This window comes from Azospirillum sp. CT11-132, from assembly GCF_047302835.1.
Lineage (GTDB): Bacteria > Pseudomonadota > Alphaproteobacteria > Azospirillales > Azospirillaceae > Azospirillum.
Window position 1 is genome coordinate 220,600 of the sequence record NZ_JBGLZA010000003.1, and the last position, 19,898, is coordinate 240,497.

The 19,898-nt window shown below is 67.2% G+C and carries 16 protein-coding genes; 7 read left to right on the forward strand and 9 right to left on the reverse strand.

Annotation, left to right across the window (positions count from 1 at the left end):
• Window positions 1–10 precede the first annotated feature (10 nt).
• The 3 genes from ACCD06_RS06830 to ACCD06_RS06840 form a co-directional block, all read right to left on the reverse strand.
• A complete protein-coding gene (locus ACCD06_RS06830) occupies window positions 11–802 on the reverse strand; it encodes a response regulator (protein WP_413339665.1) in 792 nt (263 codons plus the stop codon).
• Window positions 803–854: 52 nt separating this feature from the next.
• The gene (locus ACCD06_RS06835; RefSeq protein ID WP_413339667.1) at window positions 855–1,346 is read right to left on the reverse strand and encodes an MmcB family DNA repair protein; all 492 of its coding nucleotides are present in this window, start codon (window positions 1,344–1,346) and stop codon (window positions 855–857) included.
• Between the two features lie 143 nt (window positions 1,347–1,489).
• The gene (locus tag ACCD06_RS06840) at window positions 1,490–3,100 is read right to left on the reverse strand and encodes an ATP-binding protein (RefSeq protein WP_413339669.1); all 1,611 of its coding nucleotides are present in this window, start codon (window positions 3,098–3,100) and stop codon (window positions 1,490–1,492) included.
• A gap of 260 nt (window positions 3,101–3,360) precedes the next feature.
• On the opposite strand from ACCD06_RS06840, the gene ACCD06_RS06845 reads away from it, so the two are divergent.
• The 5 genes from ACCD06_RS06845 (at window position 3,361) to ACCD06_RS06865 (ending at window position 11,718) form a co-directional block, all read left to right on the forward strand.
• On the forward strand, window positions 3,361–4,818 hold the full coding sequence (locus tag ACCD06_RS06845; RefSeq protein ID WP_413339671.1) for a response regulator: 1,458 nt from the start codon (window positions 3,361–3,363) through the stop codon (window positions 4,816–4,818).
• A gap of 301 nt (window positions 4,819–5,119) precedes the next feature.
• Complete coding sequence (locus ACCD06_RS06850) at window positions 5,120–7,396, forward strand: ATP-binding protein (protein WP_109075451.1); 2,277 nt, start codon at window positions 5,120–5,122, stop codon at window positions 7,394–7,396.
• Between the two features lie 570 nt (window positions 7,397–7,966).
• Window positions 7,967–9,355 (forward strand): bifunctional enoyl-CoA hydratase/phosphate acetyltransferase, encoded by a 1,389-nt coding sequence (locus tag ACCD06_RS06855; protein ID WP_413342466.1) that lies wholly within the window; start codon window positions 7,967–7,969, stop codon window positions 9,353–9,355.
• A gap of 14 nt (window positions 9,356–9,369) precedes the next feature.
• Complete coding sequence (locus ACCD06_RS06860; RefSeq protein ID WP_413339673.1) at window positions 9,370–10,554, forward strand: acetate/propionate family kinase; 1,185 nt, start codon at window positions 9,370–9,372, stop codon at window positions 10,552–10,554.
• 273 nt (window positions 10,555–10,827) lie between these two features.
• Complete coding sequence (locus tag ACCD06_RS06865; protein ID WP_413339675.1) at window positions 10,828–11,718, forward strand: LysR substrate-binding domain-containing protein; 891 nt, start codon at window positions 10,828–10,830, stop codon at window positions 11,716–11,718.
• Window positions 11,719–11,778: 60 nt separating this feature from the next.
• Here ACCD06_RS06865 and ACCD06_RS06870 read toward each other — a convergent pair whose 3' ends face one another.
• Window positions 11,779–12,597: a hypothetical protein gene (locus ACCD06_RS06870; protein WP_413339677.1), complete on the reverse strand. Its 819-nt coding sequence runs from the start codon at window positions 12,595–12,597 to the stop codon at window positions 11,779–11,781.
• A 263-nt stretch (window positions 12,598–12,860) separates the two neighbouring features.
• On the opposite strand from ACCD06_RS06870, the gene ACCD06_RS06875 reads away from it, so the two are divergent.
• Window positions 12,861–13,475, forward strand: coding sequence for a calcium-binding protein (locus ACCD06_RS06875; RefSeq protein WP_413342468.1), 615 nt, complete (start codon window positions 12,861–12,863; stop codon window positions 13,473–13,475).
• Between the two features lie 161 nt (window positions 13,476–13,636).
• Here ACCD06_RS06875 and ACCD06_RS06880 read toward each other — a convergent pair whose 3' ends face one another.
• Both ACCD06_RS06880 and pgi read right to left on the reverse strand, forming a co-directional pair.
• A complete protein-coding gene (locus ACCD06_RS06880) occupies window positions 13,637–13,891 on the reverse strand; it encodes a hypothetical protein (RefSeq protein WP_413339679.1) in 255 nt (84 codons plus the stop codon).
• 151 nt (window positions 13,892–14,042) lie between these two features.
• Complete coding sequence (pgi, locus tag ACCD06_RS06885; RefSeq protein WP_413339681.1) at window positions 14,043–15,695, reverse strand: glucose-6-phosphate isomerase; 1,653 nt, start codon at window positions 15,693–15,695, stop codon at window positions 14,043–14,045.
• Between the two features lie 205 nt (window positions 15,696–15,900).
• Between pgi and ACCD06_RS06890 the strand changes: the two genes are divergently transcribed.
• Entirely contained in the window at window positions 15,901–16,068 is a 168-nt protein-coding gene (locus tag ACCD06_RS06890) for a hypothetical protein (RefSeq protein ID WP_169055046.1), read from the forward strand.
• A 138-nt stretch (window positions 16,069–16,206) separates the two neighbouring features.
• Here the strand turns inward: ACCD06_RS06890 and ACCD06_RS06895 are convergent, their stop codons facing one another.
• From ACCD06_RS06895 to ACCD06_RS06905, 3 genes are all read right to left on the reverse strand, one after another.
• Window positions 16,207–17,478, reverse strand: coding sequence for a M16 family metallopeptidase (locus tag ACCD06_RS06895; protein ID WP_413339683.1), 1,272 nt, complete (start codon window positions 17,476–17,478; stop codon window positions 16,207–16,209).
• 248 nt (window positions 17,479–17,726) lie between these two features.
• Window positions 17,727–19,124 (reverse strand): M16 family metallopeptidase, encoded by a 1,398-nt coding sequence (locus ACCD06_RS06900; protein WP_109073407.1) that lies wholly within the window; start codon window positions 19,122–19,124, stop codon window positions 17,727–17,729.
• Window positions 19,125–19,247: 123 nt separating this feature from the next.
• A complete protein-coding gene (locus tag ACCD06_RS06905; protein WP_109073408.1) occupies window positions 19,248–19,838 on the reverse strand; it encodes a DUF3035 domain-containing protein in 591 nt (196 codons plus the stop codon).
• Window positions 19,839–19,898: the final 60 nt, after the last annotated feature.

Genomic DNA, 19,898 nt, shown 5'->3' on the forward strand with positions numbered 1-19,898 from the left:
GCGGCCGGGCTCAGTCCTGCGCCGCGGCGGCGCTCCGCTTCAGGAACCCGATGGCCGGCGCCAGCGTGCCGGCCAGTTCCTCGGCCAACTGCGCCTGATCGGTGCCCGGCCGCTCCAGACCGGCTTCCAGGGCACGGGCCGCCCGGCGCAAGGCCAGACAACCATATTGGCCCGACACGCCGGCGATCTTGTGGGCCATCGCCCCGGCCGTTGTCCGGTCCCCCGCCTTCAACGCCGCGGCCAGCGCCTTCCCATGCTGGTCCAGAACCGCGGCCGTCCGGTCGAGCAGCTCGGCGGCGCGGGCGGCGGGCAGCATCTCCCGCATCGTTCTGATCGCCCCCTCATCGAAGGCCGGCCCGGTTGACGGTGGTGCGGCTTGCGGCCCGTCTCCCGGCATCGAGGACAAGGCGTCCAGCCGCAGCGGCTTGGTCAGCATGCCGTCGGCGCCGCTGCCGGTGCAGCGGGCGCGTCCTTGCGCGGTGGCGCTGGCGGTCAGCATGAGAATGCGCGGGGCGGCGCCGTTCGGCTGCCGGCGGATGGCGCGCACCGCCTCGTCGCCGGGCAGGCCGGGCAGGTCCAGATCCATCAGGATCAGGTCGAAACCGCCCTGCGCAGCCGCCGCGACGGCGGCCGGTCCATCCTCCACCGCCACCACCCGATGGCCGGCACGTTCAAGCAGGGCGCGGGCGGCAAGGCGGGTGACCGTCTCGTCCTCCGCCAGCAGGATCTGCAAGGGCTGTGCTTCGCCCGTCCGGTCCGCCGTCATGCCGATCCGCTCTCCCTGGTTGATATGATCGCTCACTCTACCCGGTTTCGCGCCGTGGCGCATCGGTAAGGTCAGGGGAGCGGCGGGATCACACCGTGGGGGAGGCCTGGGTGAACATCGGATCCTCGATCCGGTGCAGGCGCCCGGCGCCGGTCATCGCGGCGCGCAGCAGCAGGGTCTTGCGGCGGGCGGCGGCCAGCTTGGCGACCGGCGCCTCGCGCAGGACCTCCGCGCCATAGGCGTCGGCAACCATCAGCCCGCAATCCTCCGGGATCAGTTCGGTCGGGAACCCGTCGTCGACCGCAAAATAGAAGGCATCGCACCAGTCGCGATACTCCTGCCATTTCTGGTCGGAGCGGAAGTCGGCAACGCCGCTCTTCACCTCGACGATCAGGATGCTGCCGGCCTCGTCGATGGCAAGAACGTCGGCCCGCCGGCCGCTCGCCAGCCGGAATTCGGTCAGGGTCGCATAGCCGCGCAACGCCAGCGCCCGCCGCACGCCACGGAAGATCGGCGGCGCACCCCCGGCCGGGAGGCCGGAGTCGCTGTCGGATACCGGAACGGCAAAATCGTCGCTCATGGCGCGGTGCCACCATCGAAATAGGAACGGGTGGGGAACATGGCCCCACAATGACCGGTCCGCGCGTCGTCGCCAAGGGGCAAAAGTATGGCTGGTCGCGATCAGGCCATCCCAATCAGGCCGCCCCAATCAGGCCACCCGAGTCAGCTTGGCAGAATGACCGGGGGCAGGGGGGCCGGACGGCAGCGGTCGCGCGGCAGGCTGCGCTCGGCGGGGAAGACCAGCACCGCCGCGGTACCGACCCCCGGCTGGCTGGTCAGCTCCAGCCGTCCGCCATGCATCTCAACCAGCCGCTTGACAATCGGCAGCCCCAGCCCGGTCCCACGGGAGTTGCGGGCGATGGTGGAGTCCGACGGCTCGAAGGGGTGGAGGATGTGCGGAAGGTCGGCGGTCGGGATGCCGACGCCGGTGTCGGCCACCATCAGCCCGAGCCCGCCGTCGGGCATGAGATTCACGGTCAACACCACTTCGCCGCCGGGACGGGTGTGGGTGACGGCGTTCGACAGCAGGTTGGTCAGCATCTGGGTCAGCGCCTGGGCGTCGCCCCGCAGCAACGGCAGGCCGGCCGGCACCTCCCGGCGCATGCGGACGTCGCCTTCCGCCGCCGCCTCCTGCAGGGCGGAAACGACCCGCAGCGACAGCGTGTCCAGATCCACCCCGTCCTCCGCCAGCGGCATCCCGCCGCTGTCCAGGCGCGACAGCTCCAGAATGTCGTCGATCAGCGCCAGCAGATGGGTGCCGGCATCGCGGATGTCGCCGGCATAGCTGCGGTAACGTGGATTGCCGAGCGGCCCGAACGGCTCAGACAGCAGCATTTCCGAGAAGCCCAGCACTGCATTCAGCGGCGTGCGCAGCTCGTGGCTCATCTGGGCCAGGAAGGCGCTCTTGGCGCGGCTGGCGCTTTCCGCTTCCGCACGGGCGGCGCGTGCCTCCGTCTCGCGGATGCGCAGCCGCTCCTCGTTCAGCTTCAGCGTGGTGACGTCGGTGTAATGGACCAGCACGCCGCCCGGCACCGCATGTTCGCGGCTGAGCAGCCAGCGCCCGTCGGGCAGCGGCACCACCACCGGCGGCTCCTGGCGGCGATGGCGCTCCAGCCGCGCCGTCATCCAGACCGCTCGCTCCTCGTCGGTGGTCAGGCGCGGATCGGCCAGGGCGAAGCCGCGGGCCAGCTCCTCGAACGGCACGCCGGGAACCAGCCGGTCGGCCAGGGTGGGCAGGTCCTTCTTCAGCCGGCCGTTGGCGTGGACCAGACGGTCCGCGTGATCGAACAGGGCGAAGCTCTCGGCGCTGTGTTCCAGCGCCGCGGTCAGGCTTTCGGCCAGCGCCTCCGCCACGGACGGGTTCTCGGGGCCGAGATCGGTCAGGATGGCGCACAGGCCGCCGGGGGCCGGTCCGGCCGCAACCCGCCAGCGCACCGGCGTCGTCCCGCGCCGGGCGGCGACGGTGCGCTCCACCGGGCCATGCAGGGCATCGGCCAATGCGGCGAACAGTCCGGGGCAGGCGGCATCGGTGCCACCCCCGCGCAGCCGCTTGCCGGTCAGCGGAGCGACGCCCAGCAGCCGCTCCGCCGCCGGGTTGGCCGACTGCCATTCCAGGTCCGTCAGCGCGCCGGTGCAATCGGTGTGCGTTTTGAAGAGCGCAACAGCGTCCGGCAGTTGCAGCATGGCGAACAGCAGCGGATCGATCGACGGGAATTCCCCGGCAACGGCCCTGTCGTGCCCACCATCGGCACAAGTCTGCGTGTCGCAATCCATTCCGCCATCATTGCAGGCCATTCCTAAAAAACACTGAAGGCCCGGCTTGTGAGGTCATCGAATATTTGTCGAATTGTAACAGGGGAGGCTGGCTGTTCAAGCAGTTCTGTGGATTTGTCGAAAAAGCAACGAAAGGTTTGATTGAGGATGCCGCTGTGATCTTCGCGTGAAGTCTGCCGAATGGCGGGCTTTGCAACGGGCCGCGCCTTCCATAGTGTTGAGTCCCATCGGAGCATGAGGCATGGGATGCAGGTGTGACCGTGAACGGCAGCCAAGACGACGCCGGCGGTGCTGTGCCGGCCATTCTGGTGTTCGGAGCCAACGGACTTCTGGTCGATTGGACGCCCGCGGCAGCGGACCTGCCCGCGCTCGCCGGCCGCCTGATAGCCGGTCTGTCGGCCGAGGATCTGTGTACCCACCTCTCCTCCGGCGCGGAAATGGGCGTGATGTCGACGGGCGTGATGCCAGGGGACGTGATGCCGGAGCACACGGTCCTGCCGCTTGCCAACGGCGGCGCGGTTTGGCGGTTCCACGGTTCGCCTTCGTCATCGAATTCCCGCAGGGCTGCGGCCTCGCCGATGGGCGATCCCGCCGGGCGTCTTTTCGCCGCCGCGAGCCACGACCTGCGCCAGCCTTTGGCGGCGCTGTCCCTGCTGATCGGCACGCTCGATGGCAGGCTGGGTGGCAGGCTTGATGGCCGGCAGGATCGCGACCTGCTGCGCTCGATGGCCCAGGCGGTGGAATCGATGCGCAGCATGGTCGACGGCCATTTCGACCTTGTCCGTCTCGAAAGCGGCCTCACCGAGCCGGACATCCGCACCCACGCGGTCAACGGCGTGCTGATGCGCCTGGCGCTGGAGGTGGCGCCGCGCTTTGCCGACCGTGGGCTGCGCTTCACCGTGATGCCCTGTTCCGCCATGGTGCGGACCGATTCCGCTTTGCTCGAACGTCTGCTGCATGGCCTGGTTGCCAATGCCCTGCGCGGGACGATCCGGGGGCGCGTGCTGCTGGGCTGCCGCACGCGCGGCGATCGTCTGCGCATCGAGCTGTGGGACAGCGGCCGTGGCCTGTCGCCGCAACGTCTGGCCTCCCTTCGGGCGGAACTGGCGAAGCCGGCCGGCGAAGGGGCGGGATCGCTGGGGCTGGACCTGACCCTGGTGCGCGGCCTTGCGCGGAAGCTTGGCCTCGGGCTGGAAGTCTGCGCCGAGGAGGGGCGGGGCACCGTCATCGCCGTCGTGGTTCCCCTGTCGGTCGAAACGGGCGCCGACGCGACCGATGCCTCCAGCCGGGAGGAGGCCGTCGCGGCCCCGGCGCCGGACAGCAGCACCGCCGACATCAGCCGCACCCGCATCCTGGTGATCGAGGACGACCCCATGGTGCTGGCCGCGCTGGAGGCGCTGCTGGGGCAATGGGGGTGCAGCGTCGTCGGAGCGGAGTCCTACGACATGGCCGTCGAACGGATCGGTCCGGCCCCGGAGCCCTTCGACCTCGTCATCTCCGATCTGCGGCTGAAGGGAGCGGCCAACGGCATCGTCGCCATCCGGCAGATCGCCAAGCTGTTCGACCGTCCCGTGCCTGGCATGATCCTGACCGGCGATACCGATCCCAAGCGCCTGCGCGAGGCGCGGTTGTCCGGGTACCCTCTGCTTCACAAGCCGGTCGCGCCGCTCGCCCTGCGTGCCGCCGTCGTCCGTCTGCTCGGACATGATCCCCTTTGATAACAAAGATCAAGTTTGGAAATCGGGTCTTCTGGAAAAACGTGTCGAATATATAGTGTCGCATCTTTCCGCCTCTGCTGCAGTGCAGTGACATTCCTGAAACAGAGGCGGGGGATGCGGCGAAATGCAACAAGGTTGCGACGTTTGTTCGCAAGGCAAGCCCATTCTTCTCCTCCAATCGGCGGAGTGAACCCTTCCTTTGGTTTGATGGTGAACTTAAACATACCCATTTATGCTTTCGCTTCGTTATGATCCGGGTTGAGCAGCGACTGTTCGAACGGATGGGGTGGGGGGCGTTCGGATGAACCGGCGATATCGGGCGGGGGGAAGGACGGCAGCGCTGCCGGTGATCGTCATCGCCGGGCTGTTCCTGTCGCTATCGGCCTTTCTGCTGGTCCGCAGCGCGACAAGCCAAGCCGAACATGCTCTGGCCGACCGTCAGGCGATCCAGCTCCACGACGAGCTGAAGGCGAGCTTCGAGCATCAGAGCGTGCTGCTGCGTGCGCTCAGCGGTCCGTTGGCCGGTCCCGCCCCGGTGACGGATGCGAGCTTCGCGTCGGCGGCCGAACCCCTGCTGCCGCTTTATCCCAATCTGCGGGCGGTCGCCTGGGCCCGACGGATTTCCAAACGGAACGTGCCGCTGCTTGAGCGGGCGATGCGCTCGGCCGGCTACTCCTCGTTCGCGGTTCGCAATGCCGATGGGGGAAGCGGTCCGGAATACGGACGCGGTCCCGAATACGACACCGCCGGGATGGCAGCCGACCGGTTCGTGAACGTGCTGGCCGAACCACAATCCGCCGCCGGACTGATCGGCCTCGACATGGCCAGTCTTTCCGGCCAGCGCGACGTGCTGGTGCGGTCCTGCGCCGCCAATCGTCTGGTCGCGGCCGAAGGCGAGCCGTTACGGGCGAATTTGGGCGAGAATTCCGTGCTGCTCTACCTGCCGGTCTATACCCGCGAAGTCGAAGACGATCCGGGCCGGCTGGTCGAGCCCATCGTCTGCGATCTGCTCACCGGTTTCCTGTGGACCAGTTTCGACATCGGGCAGTTGCTGCGGGATGCGGTGCGCCGGGTCGGCCTTTCCATCGGCGACGTCTATCTTCTGGAGCCGCCGGTCCGGCCGGATATGGGCGTGCCACGGATGCTGGCCGCCGAAGGGGCGATCGGCCGTCCCGGAGAGCTGCCCCATCCGCCGGTCGATCCCCTCACCGTCGAGCAGCTGACGGGAGACGCGGCGCCGCATGCCATCGTCCGCGACATCGCCTTTGCCGGGCGGGTGTGGCGGCTCTATGTGCTGCCGGACGCGGCGCGGCTGTTCAGCGCGGACGACCGGTTGGCCTGGACCATGCTGATCGGCGGGATTCTCCTGACCGCGGGCGTCGCGGCCTATGTCCTGCGGGAAGCGCGCACCAAGCGCCTGCTGCGGACCGAGGCGCGTGCCCGTGCCGCCATGGCCCGCGCCCTGCGCGAGAGCGAGGAACGCTTCCGGCTGGCGCTGCGCTATTCCAAGGTCACGCTGTTCAGCCAGGACTGTAACCTGAGGCATCTGTGGATCTATTGCCCGCGCACCGACCTGCATCCGGAGCGGATGATCGGCCGGACCGATGCCGAGCTGTTCCCCGCGGACGAGGCGGCGCGGATGTCGGCCATCAAGCGGTCCGTGATCGAAAGCGGCATCGGCACCCGGTGCGAGCTGGAGGTGACCTATGGCGGCAGCCGGCGGGTGCTCGACCTGTCGGTGGAGCCGATGCGCGACGAAACCGGGGCGGTGGCCGGCGTCGTCTGCGCCGCCATCGACATGACGGAGTCGGTCGAGATCCGGGAGGCGCTGTCCCGCGCCCATGCGGATGCGGAGCGGGCCAATCAGGCGAAGAGCCGCTTCCTGGCCGCCGCCAGCCACGATCTCCGCCAGCCTTTCCAGGCGATGAGCCTGTTCCACCACATCCTGATGAGCAAGCTGGACGATCCCCAGCAGGTGGAGGTGGCGAACAAGCTGGGGGAGGCGCTGACCGCCGGCAACACGCTGCTGTCCACCCTGCTCGACACCTCCGCGCTGGAGGTCGGCAACGTCAAGCCGCGGGTGGCGGAATTCGACGTCCAGGACATCCTCGCCCGGCTGTCGGTCGAGATCGGCGATCAGGCGATCGACCGCGGGCTCCAGCTGCGGACCGTCGACTGTTCCGCCCGGGTGCAGAGCGATCCGATCCTGCTGGAGCGGATGGTCCGCAACCTGCTGGTCAACGCCCTGCGCTACACCACGGAGGGACGGATCCTGCTGGGCTGCCGGCGCCGGTCCGACGCCGATGGCGGGTTCCGCCTGTCCATCGAGGTGTGGGACACCGGCCCCGGCATCGCCGAGGCGGAAATGGCGGCGATCTTCGAGGATTTCTACCGCTGCGGCACCGACCAGCGCGACAGCGGCCGGGGGCTGGGGCTCGGGTTGTCCATCGTCCGCCGCATGTCCCAGATGCTCGACCATCCCGTCACCGTGCGGTCGCAGGTGGGGCGCGGCACCGTCTTCGCCGTCAGCGTGCCGCTGGTCGAGCAACGCTGCCATTGCAGTGCCGCGGCGGAGTGAGCAGCCGCTCCCGCCTCCTGTCCTGATTTCTCCATACCGCAGCGCGCAATGGTGGCAGTTCTACCGGCGGGTCCGCTTTTCTCGTCCGCGTCCGCGCAAGTTTCGGTTATGCTGCGGCTGCTCACTGCACCGAAACGATCCCAGTAACCCAGCTGCAACAATAGCTTGGCGACTTTATTGATGTAGGTCATTGGGGCCCCTTGCCATAGGGGCTATTGCTTTCGCACAAGCACACTCCTTGGATAATCCTTGGAGGGCGAAGGTTCCGCTTCGACGGAACCCAACAAGACGGAGTCCGGCCCGTCGCCATGGCATGCCCCGGAGGGCGCCGACGGCAATGGGAACCGGGCTTGGGGGGATACGGCCTGCCGCCGCGACGGATGCCCCGCCCCAACGGGGAACCGTTCCGGTCACCGGCATTCGGGCATCCGCCGCTTTGGGGCGGGGTCCGTTGGTCGGGCGCCGCGATCCTTTTCAGGAGCATTGAGTATGGACACCGCCATCGCCGCCCTCTCCGCCGCCCCGGCGGGTCGCAGCGGCCTCGTTCCGACCGGCAAGAACGGCAGCCCCATGATCGAAAACGTCACGTTCGAGGAAATCCACATCGGCCAGCAGGCCAGCCTGTCGCGCCGCCTGACCATGTCCGACATCGAGCTGTTCGCGACGGTGTCCGGCGACCTCAACCCGTCCCATGTCGACGAGGATTACGCCGTCGACCACAAGGTGGTCGGACATGGCATGTGGTCGGGCTCGCTGATCTCCGCCGTTCTCGGCACCCTGCTGCCCGGCCCCGGCACCGTCTATGTCGGCCAGGATCTGCGGTTCGAGCGTCCGGTCCTGCTGGGCGACATCGTCACCGTGACGGTCACCGCCAAGTCCAAGGATGCGGTGCGCAAGACGGTCGTCTTCGACTGCCTCGCCGCCAACCAGGACGGCAAGACCGTCGCGACCGGCATCGCCGAGGTGATCGCCCCGACCGAGAAGGTGCGCCGCGCCGCCGCGGAACTGCCGCAGGTGCAGGTGATCCGCCATGACGGCCACGAGCTGATGCTGAAGAAGTGCGAGTCGCTGCCGCCGGTGCCGACCGCCGTCGTCCATCCCTGCGACGAAAGCTCGCTGCGGGGCGCCGTCGAGGCGGCGGAAGCCAACCTGATCGACCCGGTGCTGGTCGGTCCGGAAGCCAAGATCCGCTCCGTTGCCGACACGTACGGCCTGGACATCTCCCGCTACCGCATCGTCGACGTCGCCCACAGCCATGCCTCGGCCGAGACCGGCGTGCGGCTGGCCCGCACCGGCGAATGCGAAGCGGTGATGAAGGGCAGCCTCCACACCGACGAGTTGATGGGCGAGGTGGTGCGGAAGGAGACCGGGCTGCGCACCGGCCGCCGCCTGAGCCACGTCTTCGTGATGAACGTCCCGACCTACCCGCGTCCGCTGTTGATCACCGATGCGGCGATCAACATCTACCCGACGCTGGAGGACAAGGTCAGCATCGTGCAGAACGCCATCGACCTCGCCAAGGTGCTGGGGACCGAGGTGCCGCGCGTCGCCATCCTGTCGGCGGTCGAGACGATCAACACCAAGATCGCCTCGACGCTGGAAGCCGCCGCGCTGTGCAAGATGGCCGACCGCGGCCAGATCACCGGCGGCATCCTCGACGGCCCGCTGGCCTTCGACAACGCCATCAGCCGCGAGGCCGCCATCACCAAGGGCATCAAGTCCGAGGTGGCCGGGCAGGCCGACATCCTGCTGGTCCCCGACCTGGAGGCCGGCAACATGCTGGCCAAGCAGCTGTCCTTCCTGGCCCATGCGGACGCCGCCGGCATCGTGCTGGGCGCCCGCGTGCCGATCATCCTGACCAGCCGCGCCGACAATGTGCGCACCCGTCTGGCGTCCTGCGCCGTGGCCGTCCTGTCGGCCGCCGCCCGCCGCCGTGGCGCCACCGCCGCGGCCGAGTGAGAAAGCCCGACGCCATGTCCAATGCGATCCTCGTCATCAATGCCGGCTCCTCCAGCCTGAAATTCTCGGTGTTCCGGGATCATGGCGGCGGGGATCCGGTGGTCACCATCAACGGCCAGATCTCGGGCATCGGCACCCAGCCGGTGTTCGAGGCCAAGGACGCCCAGCGCCGCCCGCTCGCCGAAAAGAGCTGGGGGGCGGGGGAGCCGAGCGACCGCACGGCCCTGCTGTCCTACCTGCTGGACTGGATCGAGGAACGGTTGGAGGGGGCGACGCTGATCGCCGCCGGCCACCGGGTGGTGCATGGCGGTGTCCGCCACGCCACCCCGGTGCTGCTGACCTCCGCCGTGCTGGATGAGCTGGACGGTCTGGTCCCGCTCGCCCCGCTGCACCAGCCGCACAACATGGCGGCCATCCGCGCGCTGGCCGAGGCGCATCCGGAGCTGCCGCAGGTCGCCTGCTTCGACACCGCCTTCCACCGCAACCAGCCCTGGCAGGCGCAGACCTTCGCCATCCCGCGGGAGCTGACGGAGGAGGGCGTGCGCCGCTACGGCTTCCACGGCCTGTCCTACGAGTACATCTCCCGCCGCCTGCCGGAAATCGCTCCGGAGCTGGGCGATTCGCGGGTGGTCGTCGCCCATCTCGGCAGCGGCGCCAGCATGTGCGCCATCCATGGCGGGCGCAGCGTCGACAGCACCATGGGCTTCACCGCCCTGGATGGCCTGCCGATGGGCACCCGCTGCGGCACCATCGACCCGGGCGTGCTGATCTACCTGATGCGCAAGGGCATGGACGCCGGCGCCATCGAGAAGATGCTCTACAACAAGTCCGGCCTGCTCGGCGTGTCGGGCATCTCCAACGACATGCGCGCCCTGCTGGAAAGCAGCGACCCGCATGCGCAGGAGGCTGTGGAGCTGTTCTGCTTCCGCATCGCCAAGGAGACCGGCGCGCTCGCCGCCTCGATGGGTGGGGTGGACGCCGTGGTGTTCACGGCGGGCATCGGCGAACGCTCCGCCCCCGTGCGGGCGCGGGTTGGCGACAAGCTGGCCTGGATGGGCGTCGAGATCGATGCGGCGGCCAACGAGGCCAATGCGGCAAAGATCTCCACGTCGCGCAGCCGCCTGCCGGTCTACGTCATCCCGACCGACGAGGAGCGGATGATCGCACTGCACACCCGCAAGGTGCTGACGGGGCGGTGAGTGTTTTTGGGGCGTTAGACCCCCACCCTAACCCTCCCCCGCTGGGCGGGGGAGGGGATACGCGCTTGTTCGGCAGAGTGGCGGCAGTCCCTCCCCCGCCCAGCTCTCGCACAAAGCTTTGCTTTGTGCTGACGCGGCAGGCGGACCGTAGGTCCGCTGAGAGCGGGGGAGGTTAGGTGGGGGTCTAACTCATCCGCCCCCACATCCCCCTGGAGCCCACCCCGCATTCGATGCTAGCTCACCCCCGGCATCAAGCATTTGTCCGGGGAACCCGTGGTCCGGCCCTATCTGCCTTTGAACGCCCTGCGCGCCTTCGAGGCGTCGGCGCGGCATCTCAGCTTCACCCGTGCGGCCATCGAGCTGTGCGTGACCCAGGCCGCCGTCAGCCATCAGGTCAAGCTGCTGGAGGAGCGGCTGGGCGCCAGCCTGTTCCACCGCCTGCCGCGCGGCCTTGCCCTGACCGACGAGGGACGGGCGCTGCTGCCGACGCTGGAGGAGGCGTTCGACCGCATCGGCGGCCTGCTCGACCAGTTCGAGGGCGGGCGGTTTCGCGAAGTGCTGACGGTCGGCGCGGTCGGCACCTTCGCCGTCGGCTGGCTGCTGCCGCGGCTGGCCCGCTTCCGCGAGGCTCATCCCTTCGTCGACCTGCGCCTGTCCACCAACAACAACCGCGTCGACATCGCGGCGGAGGGGCTGGACTATGCCATCCGCTTCGGAGACGGCGCGTGGCACGGCACCGACGCAATCCGCCTGTTCGACGCGCCGCTGTCGGTCCTGTGTGCGCCGGAGATCGCCCGGCGGCTGCGCGAGCCGGCCGATGTCGGGCGCGAGACCCTGCTGCGCTCCTATCGGTCGGACGAATGGCCGGGCTGGTTCGCCGCCGCAGGGGTGGAGCCTTCGGCAATGCCTTCGATCAAGGGGCCGGTCTTCGACTCCTCCTCGCTGATGGTGGAGGTGGCGATCCAGGGGGCGGGGGTGGCGCTGGCCCCGGTGTCGATGTTCCGCCGGCCGCTGGTGCTGGGCCTGATCGAGCAGCCCTTCGCCGTCACCGTCTGCAAGGGCGCCTATTGGCTAACCTCACTGAAGTCGCGGCCGGAGACGCCGACCATGCGCGCCTTCCGCGACTGGCTGTTCGCCATGGTCGCGGAAGACGCGGCAGCTTGAAAGGGCAGGGTGAAAGCGCGACGTCGGACTACAGCCGACGTCGCTCCGAGCCTCCCTGTTTTATTGGCTACCGGTGCCGCTCTCGGCCAAGCCGGGCAAGTAGCGGCCGACCGCCTTGACGATTGCCAGCGCTGAAGTCGCGAAATCGTCCATACCGACGGAACGGATCGCGGCGGCGACTCTCGCGTTCTGCCCTGCGTCGCCATCGGTGACCGCGAACATGCTTGCATCATCTCCGCCGTTGGGCGACAGCAACTTGGCCAGCGCGCCGCCATTCCGCGGATCATCCAACCGTACCAGCGTCATGGACTCCGGTGCGATTCCGGCGGAACGGTTGAACGCGACATCCAGCTTTTGGCCAAACCGTGGATCCTGCCGGTCGGTGACGCTCAACCCGATGAAGCCTGTACCAGCCTTGCGATCCTCTGCAGTTGCTCCCGCCTCGCTCTCGCCGGCCTCCGCCAGTACGGATGGCAGTTTGGGCTTGGCGATTCCCCGGCTGGTCGCGACTGCGTCCATCATGGCCGTCCCTGCCCCGCCGGAGGTGATCGAGATGCTGTCGGATAAGCCAAAGGCGGTGCGAAATGCGTCGGCGGCCTTTCCCATATAGTCGCTTGTCGCACTGGCCCAATCCGCCATTGCCGGAATTGCCGCGCCGATGCGTCGGATCTCCTGATCACGTTCCGCCGATAGGGCTGTCGGTTGTTCACGCCCCATTGTTCGGCGCGCAGCATCGGACAGATCCACAATATCCGTAAGGGGCGGGCGCGGGGGAGTCTGAGAAGCGACGGTGGACGAAGCGCGCGCAGGTAACCCGGTGGGCTTGACCATGCCGGTGGTTGCGTCGAGCAGAATCTGCGACCCAATGATCTTGGTCATCTCACAGCCCCTCGGTGCATATTGCTTGATAGTACACGCCATAAAATGGCGCACCAAGAAAAATGAGATGACTTACGATGATAAAAACTTATTTATTTGCCTTTCTAAGTTTATTTTCTGCTTGGTGGAGCCCATTGAAAGTAGAAAATTTTCCAATTCATCAACTTCCCAAACTGGGTGGTCGCCATGCCCTACTCGATATCTTTGAACGAGAAAGATAATCCTTTCAGGTTCCTACATCTGGCTCTCAAGTCGGGGACTGGATTGTTGATGCAAAGTCTGGAAATGACACCGTTGTCGGATGGACCGGGGCAGATACCTTGCTAGGAGGCGATGGCAATGACCATCTAAACGGTCATTTGGGAAATGACAGGTTATATGGTCAGTATGGTGATGATTGGCTTTGGGGTGACGTTGGGAACGACAGTCTGGATGGAGGCCCCGGACGTGACGCTCTCTATGGCGGAGATGGAGACGATACATTGATCGGTGGAGGGACTGATCCTGGCTTTGGTTTTGCTGACCTTTTGCAAGGTGGATCAGGAAACGATCTTTATTATCATGACTTTTCTGTTCCCGGAATCACTCTTATAAATGACGCGGCAGGCTCGGAAATAAACAATCAGGACATAATTTATTTTGCGAATGTTACAACAAATCTCCAAATAACCTTTGGGGACGACCGGTCTACGCTTTACGTTTATAAGCCGGGAGAGTTGGACGACGGGAGTTTTGATAATGGAGATATTATCCAATCTCAGACAACGAATACTGGATACAATGGGGTAGGAACTGTTGAGTATGCGTTTGTGAATGGAACGCAGTCTACGGGATGGATGGCCAGCGTCTATAACACCTGGGATTCTCTGTTCACTTAAAGGTCCGAAGATATTTGAGAATCTATGCGGAGACGCCGCGATATGCGACGTCTCCGCTCCTCATAACTGGTCAGGCATCACACCCAATGCGTCGGCCACCGCGCCGTTCTTCCGCGACTGGCTGTTCGGCAAGGTCGCGGAAGACGGCACGGACTGAGCGGTCAGGACAGCGTAACCCGGCGCGGCGCCTGCTGCCGTTCCTCCCGCCGCTGCCAGAAGCGCAGCCGCAGCCGCGGCGCCATGAACCAGGCGATGGGGGCGGCCAGAACGATGCTGAGAATCACCACGGTCGGCATCAGCGTCATCGCCTGCTCGGAAAGGCTGGGGACGCCGAGGACCAGGACGGTGCCGATGCCGAAGACCACACCCTGGATCATTCCGTAGATCAGGATGGCGAGGCGCAAGCGTGTGGACATTGGGTCGCTCCGGTTGTGTGGGTTGGTGCAAGGACCGTTTCCCTCTTCAACCGGAACGCAACCGCAATGTTCCGAACGCCATCGGGGGGAGGTTGTCCCGCCCGATTGCGTTCGCGCACATACAATTATTTGGCGTAAGCCGGGCCGTTCCTTAGCGGTGCGCCCGCCACCATGCCATCAGCCCGGTGGTGGAGCTGTCATGCGCCCCCTCGGCCGGACCGCTCTCCATCTCCGGCAGGATGGTGTTGGCCAACTGCTTGCCCAGCTCGACGCCCCACTGGTCGAAGCTGTTGATGTCCCAGACGATGCCCTGGACGAAGACCTTGTGCTCGTACAGGGCGATCAGGGCGCCCAGCGTCGCCGGCGTCAGGCTCTGGATCAGGATGGTGTTGGACGGACGGTTGCCGGGGAAGACGCGGTGGGGGACCAACGCCTCCACCTCGTCGGCCGGCTTGCCGGCCCTGGTCATCTCCGCCCGCACCTCGTCGGCGGTCTTGCCGCGCATCAGCGCCTCGGCCTGGGCGAAAACGTTGGACAGCAGGATGCGGTGATGGGCGCCGGCCTCCGCCCCGATCGGGTTGTGGGTGGTCGCCGCCGCGATGAAGTCGCAGGGGATCAGCGAGGTGCCCTGGTGGATCAGCTGGTAGAAGGCGTGCTGGCCGTTGGTGCCGGACTCGCCGAACAGCACCGGGCCGGTCTGGTAATCCACCGGCTCGCCGCCGCGGGTCACCGACTTGCCGTTGCTCTCCATGTCCAGCTGCTGGAGATAAGCGGGGAAGCGGTGCAGATACTGGTCGTAGGGCAGCACCGCGTAGGACGAGGCGTCCCAGAAGTTGCGATACCAGACGCCGAGCAGCCCCATCAGCACCGGCATGTTGCGCTCCAGCGGCGCGGTGCGGAAATGCTCGTCCATCGCATGGGCGCCGGCCAGCAGTTCGGCGAAGCGCTCCGGCCCGATGGCGATCATGATCGGCAGGCCGATAGCCGACCACAGCGAATAGCGGCCGCCGACCCAATCCCAGAAGCCGAACATGTTGGCGGGGTCGATGCCGAACTTGCGCACCTCCGCCTCGTTGGTGGAGACGGCGACGAAATGCTTGGCGACATGCGCCTCGTCCCGCGCGGTCTCCAGGAACCAGCGGCGGGCGGAGTGGGCGTTGGTCAGCGTTTCCTGCGTCGTGAAGGTCTTGGACGCGATGACGAACAGCGTCGTCTCCGGATCCAGCCACTTCAACTGCTCGGCCAGATGGGTGCCGTCGACGTTGGAGACGAAATGCAGGGCGACATGGGCATGGGCGAAGGGCTTCAGCGCCTCCGTCGCCATGACGGGGCCGAGGTCGGAGCCGCCGATGCCGATGTTGACCACGTCGGTGATCGGCTGGCCGGTATAGCCGCGCCACTCGCCGTCACGCACCGAGTTGGCGAAGGCGTCCATCCGCTCCAGCACGGCGCGCACCCCCGGCATCACGTCGCGGCCGTCGACGGTGACGGCGCGGTCGGAGCGGTTGCGCAGCGCGGTGTGCAGGACCGCGCGCTTTTCCGTCAGGTTGATCGGCTCGCCGCCGAACATGCGGGCGCGGGCACCCTCCACATCCTGCTGGCGGGCGAGGTCGAGCAGCAGGCCGACCGTGTCCTGGGTGATGCGGTTCTTCGAATAATCGAGGAACAGACCCGCGGCCTCCATCGAGAAGGCTTTGAACCGGCCGGGATCGGCGGCGAACAACTCACGCATGTGCGTGCCGGCCATGTCCTGGCGGTGTCGGGCGAGAGCGGCCCAGGCGGGGGAACGGGTCAGCGCGGTCATGATGCTTTGGACTCCTTGACGTCAGCGGTCCTTTGACGCGGCCCATCTGCGGGGCGCAGGGAGCCTAACACCGACCGCCGGTGACGGCCACGGGCCAAAACGCGGCGGTTGGCGCGGCTTAACGGCCTATGCGGGGCGGCCGAGCCGTGCAACCGGATGGCGGGCGGAGTGTTGTGGTTTTCAGGATTTGCGACAGGAGGAAGCCATGTCAGACAAGCCCGCCACGCCGCCTCTGGAAGAGCGCGAGGACGACCGCGACCGTGACGATGCTGCGCGGCCGGATCAGGTCGGCATCATTCCGGGCAAGGTGCCGGGGAGCCCGGTCGATCCCAGTGATCCGCGCTTTCCGGGGAGTCAGCCGGATTTGGCGTAGAATCTCGAGGAGTTAGACCCCCACCTAACCTCCCCCGCTGGGCGGGGGAGGGACTGCCGCCGCCTTCGCGAACAAGCGCTGAATCCCCTCCCCGGCCCAGCGGGGGAGGGTTAGGGTGGGGGCATTCGAAGCCGACACTCAACTCCCGCCGTCGATCGTCCGCGTCGGAGAGACGCCCTCCGGCTTGCCGACCAGCACGGTCAGCAGTTTGGCCGGGTCGAGCAGGCGCTGGGCGATGCGCTTGATGTCGGCCTGGGTCACCGCGTTGATGTAGCGGTCGCGCTGGTTCAGGTAATCGATGCCCAGATTGTCGCGCTTCACCTGCAGCAGGATGCGGGCGATCGCCTGGGTCGAGCCGAGTTGTAGCGGGAAGGAGCCGGTCAGGTAGGTCTTGGCGTCGGCCATCTCCTGGTCGGTCAGCCCGTCCTTCGCCATGCGCGCCCATTCCTGCCGCATGATGTCGAGCGCCTGTCCCGCCTTGGCGTTCACGGTCGACCCGCTGGCCATCACCAGCGCCGCATGGTCCATCGGGATCAGATAGCTGTACACGCCATAGCTGAGGCCGCGCTTCTCCCGCACCTCTTCCATCAGGCGGGACCCGAAACCGCCGCCGCCCAGCACGTAATTCATCACCGTGGCGGCATACCAGTCGGGATCGTCGCGCTTCACCCCCGGCTGACCCATCAGCATCACCGTCTGGGCCGTCGGCCGCGGCAGCAGGATGGTCTGGCCCAGACCGGACATCGTCACGTCGGGAATGGGCGGCACGTCGGCCTTCGCCGGCAGGCCGCCGAACACCTTGTCGAGCGCCTTGCCGAGATCCTCCGGCGAGATGTCTCCGGTGGCGGCCACCACCAGCCGGTCGCGGCCGAACTGACCCTTCACGAAGCGGCGCAAGTCGTCCGGAGTGATGGTCGGCAGGCTGTCCAGCGTGCCGCGGACCTCGTCGCCATAGGGATGGTTGGGGAAGGCGGTGGCGTAGAACTGACGCCGCGCGACATAGTTGGGGTCGGCGAGATCGCGCCTCAGGCTGGCGGTGATCGAGGCGCGCATGCGGTCCAGGGACTCGGGCGCGAAATGCGGGTCGGTCAGGGACAGGCGGGTCAGTTCCAGCGCCTCGTCGCGGTGCTCGGTCAGGGTGCGCATCGACCCGCTGAAGCCGTCGCGGCCGGCATCGAAGCCAAGCGCGATGGCTTTGTCCTGCAGCCGCGCCTGGAACGCCTGCGAATCGTACGGCCCGGCACCCTCGTCCAGCATGGTGGAGGTCAGGTTCGCCAGCCCCTCCTTGCCCTTTGGATCGGTGCCGCCGGCGCCTTCGAAGGCCCATTCCAGTGCCAGAACCGGCACCTTGTGGTCCTCGACCAGCCACGCCTCGATCCCGCCGGGGCTGACCACGCGCTTGATGTCCATGGCGTGGGCGGGGGAGATGAGCGCGATGACCGTTATGAATACGGCTGCCAGACCGACGCGCAGATCCCCTCTCCCCCCCGGGGAGAGGGTTAGGGTGAGGGGGAGCCGCAGCGAGGAGAAGCTCTTAGGCATACGCTTCGCCAGTCGGGAAAAGCCACGCCGTGCATCCCCCTCACCCCGACCCTCTCCCCGGGGGGGAGAGGGGGGAAGCCCGCGGGCAGATGAAACATCGTGAAACAAGCTCATCCTCAACTGTCCTTTCCGGTCGGGGGCAGCAGCAGGCCGGTGACGTGGTTGGTCTGGCTCAGCACGGCGCGGGCGGCGGCGTTGACCTGATCGGCGGTGACGGCGTCGATGCGCACCGGCCAGCTTTCCACATCGTCGATGCTCTGGCCGGTGGCGAGCGCCGCGCCCAGCGTCTGGGCCGGCCCGGTCAGGCTGTCGCGGGCATAGGCCGCGGCGGCCAGCATGCGCTTGCGGGCGGTGGCGACCTCCTCCTCCGTCACGCCGGACTTCAGCAGCTTGTCGATTTCGGCCCACAGCGCCGATTCGAGCTTATCCATCGGCACCCCGGCGGCCGGGCTGGCGCCGACGCTAAGCGTCGCCATGTCCCAGGCGGTCGGGCCGTAGCCGAGCCAGGCCGAGGTGGCGAGCTTCTGATCGACCACAAGGCTGCGGTAGAGGCGGGAGGTGGTGCCGCCGCTCATGATCTCGGCCAGCACCTGCAGCGCATAGGCCTGATGCTCCGGGTCGAGGCGATAGGACGGCGCGGTCCAGATGCGGCGGACCGACGGCTGCCGCACCTCCTCGTCACGCAGCACCACTTGGCGGGAGGAGTTGAGCGGCGGCTCGGACACGCGCTTGCGCTCCGGCACCGGGCGGGCGGGGATGGCGCCGTAATAGCGCTCCGCCAGCGGCTTCAACTCCGCCGCCGTGACGTCGCCGGACACCACCAGGATGGCGTTGTTGGGCGCATACCACGTCTTGTAGAAATGCTCCGCCATTTCCCGCGTCAGGGTCGACATCTCCTGCGGCCAGCCGATCACCGGGGTGCCGTAGGGGTGATGGACGAACATGGTGGCGTTGATCTGCTCGCCGATCCGGTCGGCCGGTTCGTTCTCGATGCGCTGGCGCCGCTCTTCGATGATGACGTCGCGTTCGGGATAGACCACCGCGTCGGTCAGCTTCAGGTTGGCCATGCGGTCGGCCTCCATCCGCATCACCATCTCCAGCCGGTCGCGGGCGACGTTCTGGTAATAGGCGGTGTAGTCGTAGCTGGTGAAGGCGTTGTCGCGCCCGCCGTTCTTGGCGATGATGCGGCTGAACTCGCCGGGCGGGATGACATCCGTTCCCTTGAACATCAGATGTTCCAGGAAGTGCGCGACGCCGGATTGGCCGCGCTCCTCGTCGGCGGCGCCCATCTTGTACCAGACCATGTGGGTCACGACCGGCACGCGGTGGTTGGGGATCACCACCACCTGCATGCCGTTGGACAAGGTGAAGCTTTCGGGGAAGAACACCCCCTTTTCCGCCGCATGGGCAGGCGCGGGGCCAAGCGGCATTGGGGCCAGGGGGGCCGCGACGGTCATCGTCAGGGCCAGGAGACCGGCCACGGCGAAGCGGCGGGCGGATAGGACGGCAGGCATGAGGGCTCCCGGATCAGGAGGTCCGAATCGAAAGGGCGCCCTTCATTGGGAAGGGCGCCCCCGGAAACTGGTGTGATGTCGTGCCTTGGACAAGGCTGAAACGCCCGTTCGGATGGCCGTCGCTTAGAACAGGCCTTCCAGCGGCGCCTTGCGCTTGCGCTCGATCGTCGGGGTGGCGGCACCGTCCAGCGACTTGCCCTGGGCCTGGGCCTCGCGCAGGCGCTGCTGCTCCTTGGCAGGGTCGACCAGCGAGTAGGGCTGTTCCTGCTTCTGCCAGAACAGCAGCGAATCGATCCAGCTCTTGTCGGCGATGATCAGCTGGGTGGTTTCCTGATCGACCTTGGCACGGATGTTCGGGTCGATGCCGTCGCGGGCCGAGGCCTGGGCGACCAGCGAGCGTTCGCCGGTCGATTCGCCGGCCGCCTTGCCGGTGCGGCGCGCGCCGCCGCCGAACACGGCGCCGGCCGCCGTCTGGGTCGGCGTGCTGTCCTGCGGGCGGGCAGCGCCGGGGCGCGGCTTCGGCAGGTCCTGCATGCTGGGCGGCAGGGTCAGCGGAGCGCGGGAAACGACGGCGAATTCGTCGGGGCTCTGGCGGTCGAGACCGATGGACCGGCGCACATCCGAGCAGCCGGCGAGCGCCAACGCCGCAAGCGCCAGCCCGATGAGCGGAAGCCGATTCCGGGGGAAGGAGAGGGCGGAGGAGATGCTGGTCACGTTCGGAAGATCCCGTCGTCTGTCACGTCGTAGCGACCCGGCCCGAAGGTCGGGACCGCA

Coding starts and splice junctions, on each gene's coding strand:
- pgi (WP_413339681.1), bottom strand. CDS start 15,695: ATGACCGCGCTGACCCGTTCCCCCGCCTGGGCCGCTCTCGCCCGACAC.
- ACCD06_RS06860 (WP_413339673.1), top strand. CDS start 9,370: ATGTCCAATGCGATCCTCGTCATCAATGCCGGCTCCTCCAGCCTGAAA.
- ACCD06_RS06870 (WP_413339677.1), bottom strand. CDS start 12,597: ATGACCAAGATCATTGGGTCGCAGATTCTGCTCGACGCAACCACCGGC.
- ACCD06_RS06880 (WP_413339679.1), bottom strand. CDS start 13,891: ATGTCCACACGCTTGCGCCTCGCCATCCTGATCTACGGAATGATCCAG.
- ACCD06_RS06835 (WP_413339667.1), bottom strand. CDS start 1,346: ATGAGCGACGATTTTGCCGTTCCGGTATCCGACAGCGACTCCGGCCTC.
- ACCD06_RS06855 (WP_413342466.1), top strand. CDS start 7,967: ATGATCGAAAACGTCACGTTCGAGGAAATCCACATCGGCCAGCAGGCC.
- ACCD06_RS06900 (WP_109073407.1), bottom strand. CDS start 19,124: ATGCCTGCCGTCCTATCCGCCCGCCGCTTCGCCGTGGCCGGTCTCCTG.
- ACCD06_RS06840 (WP_413339669.1), bottom strand. CDS start 3,100: ATGGATTGCGACACGCAGACTTGTGCCGATGGTGGGCACGACAGGGCC.
- ACCD06_RS06890 (WP_169055046.1), top strand. CDS start 15,901: ATGTCAGACAAGCCCGCCACGCCGCCTCTGGAAGAGCGCGAGGACGAC.
- ACCD06_RS06895 (WP_413339683.1), bottom strand. CDS start 17,478: ATGGACATCAAGCGCGTGGTCAGCCCCGGCGGGATCGAGGCGTGGCTG.
- ACCD06_RS06850 (WP_109075451.1), top strand. CDS start 5,120: ATGAACCGGCGATATCGGGCGGGGGGAAGGACGGCAGCGCTGCCGGTG.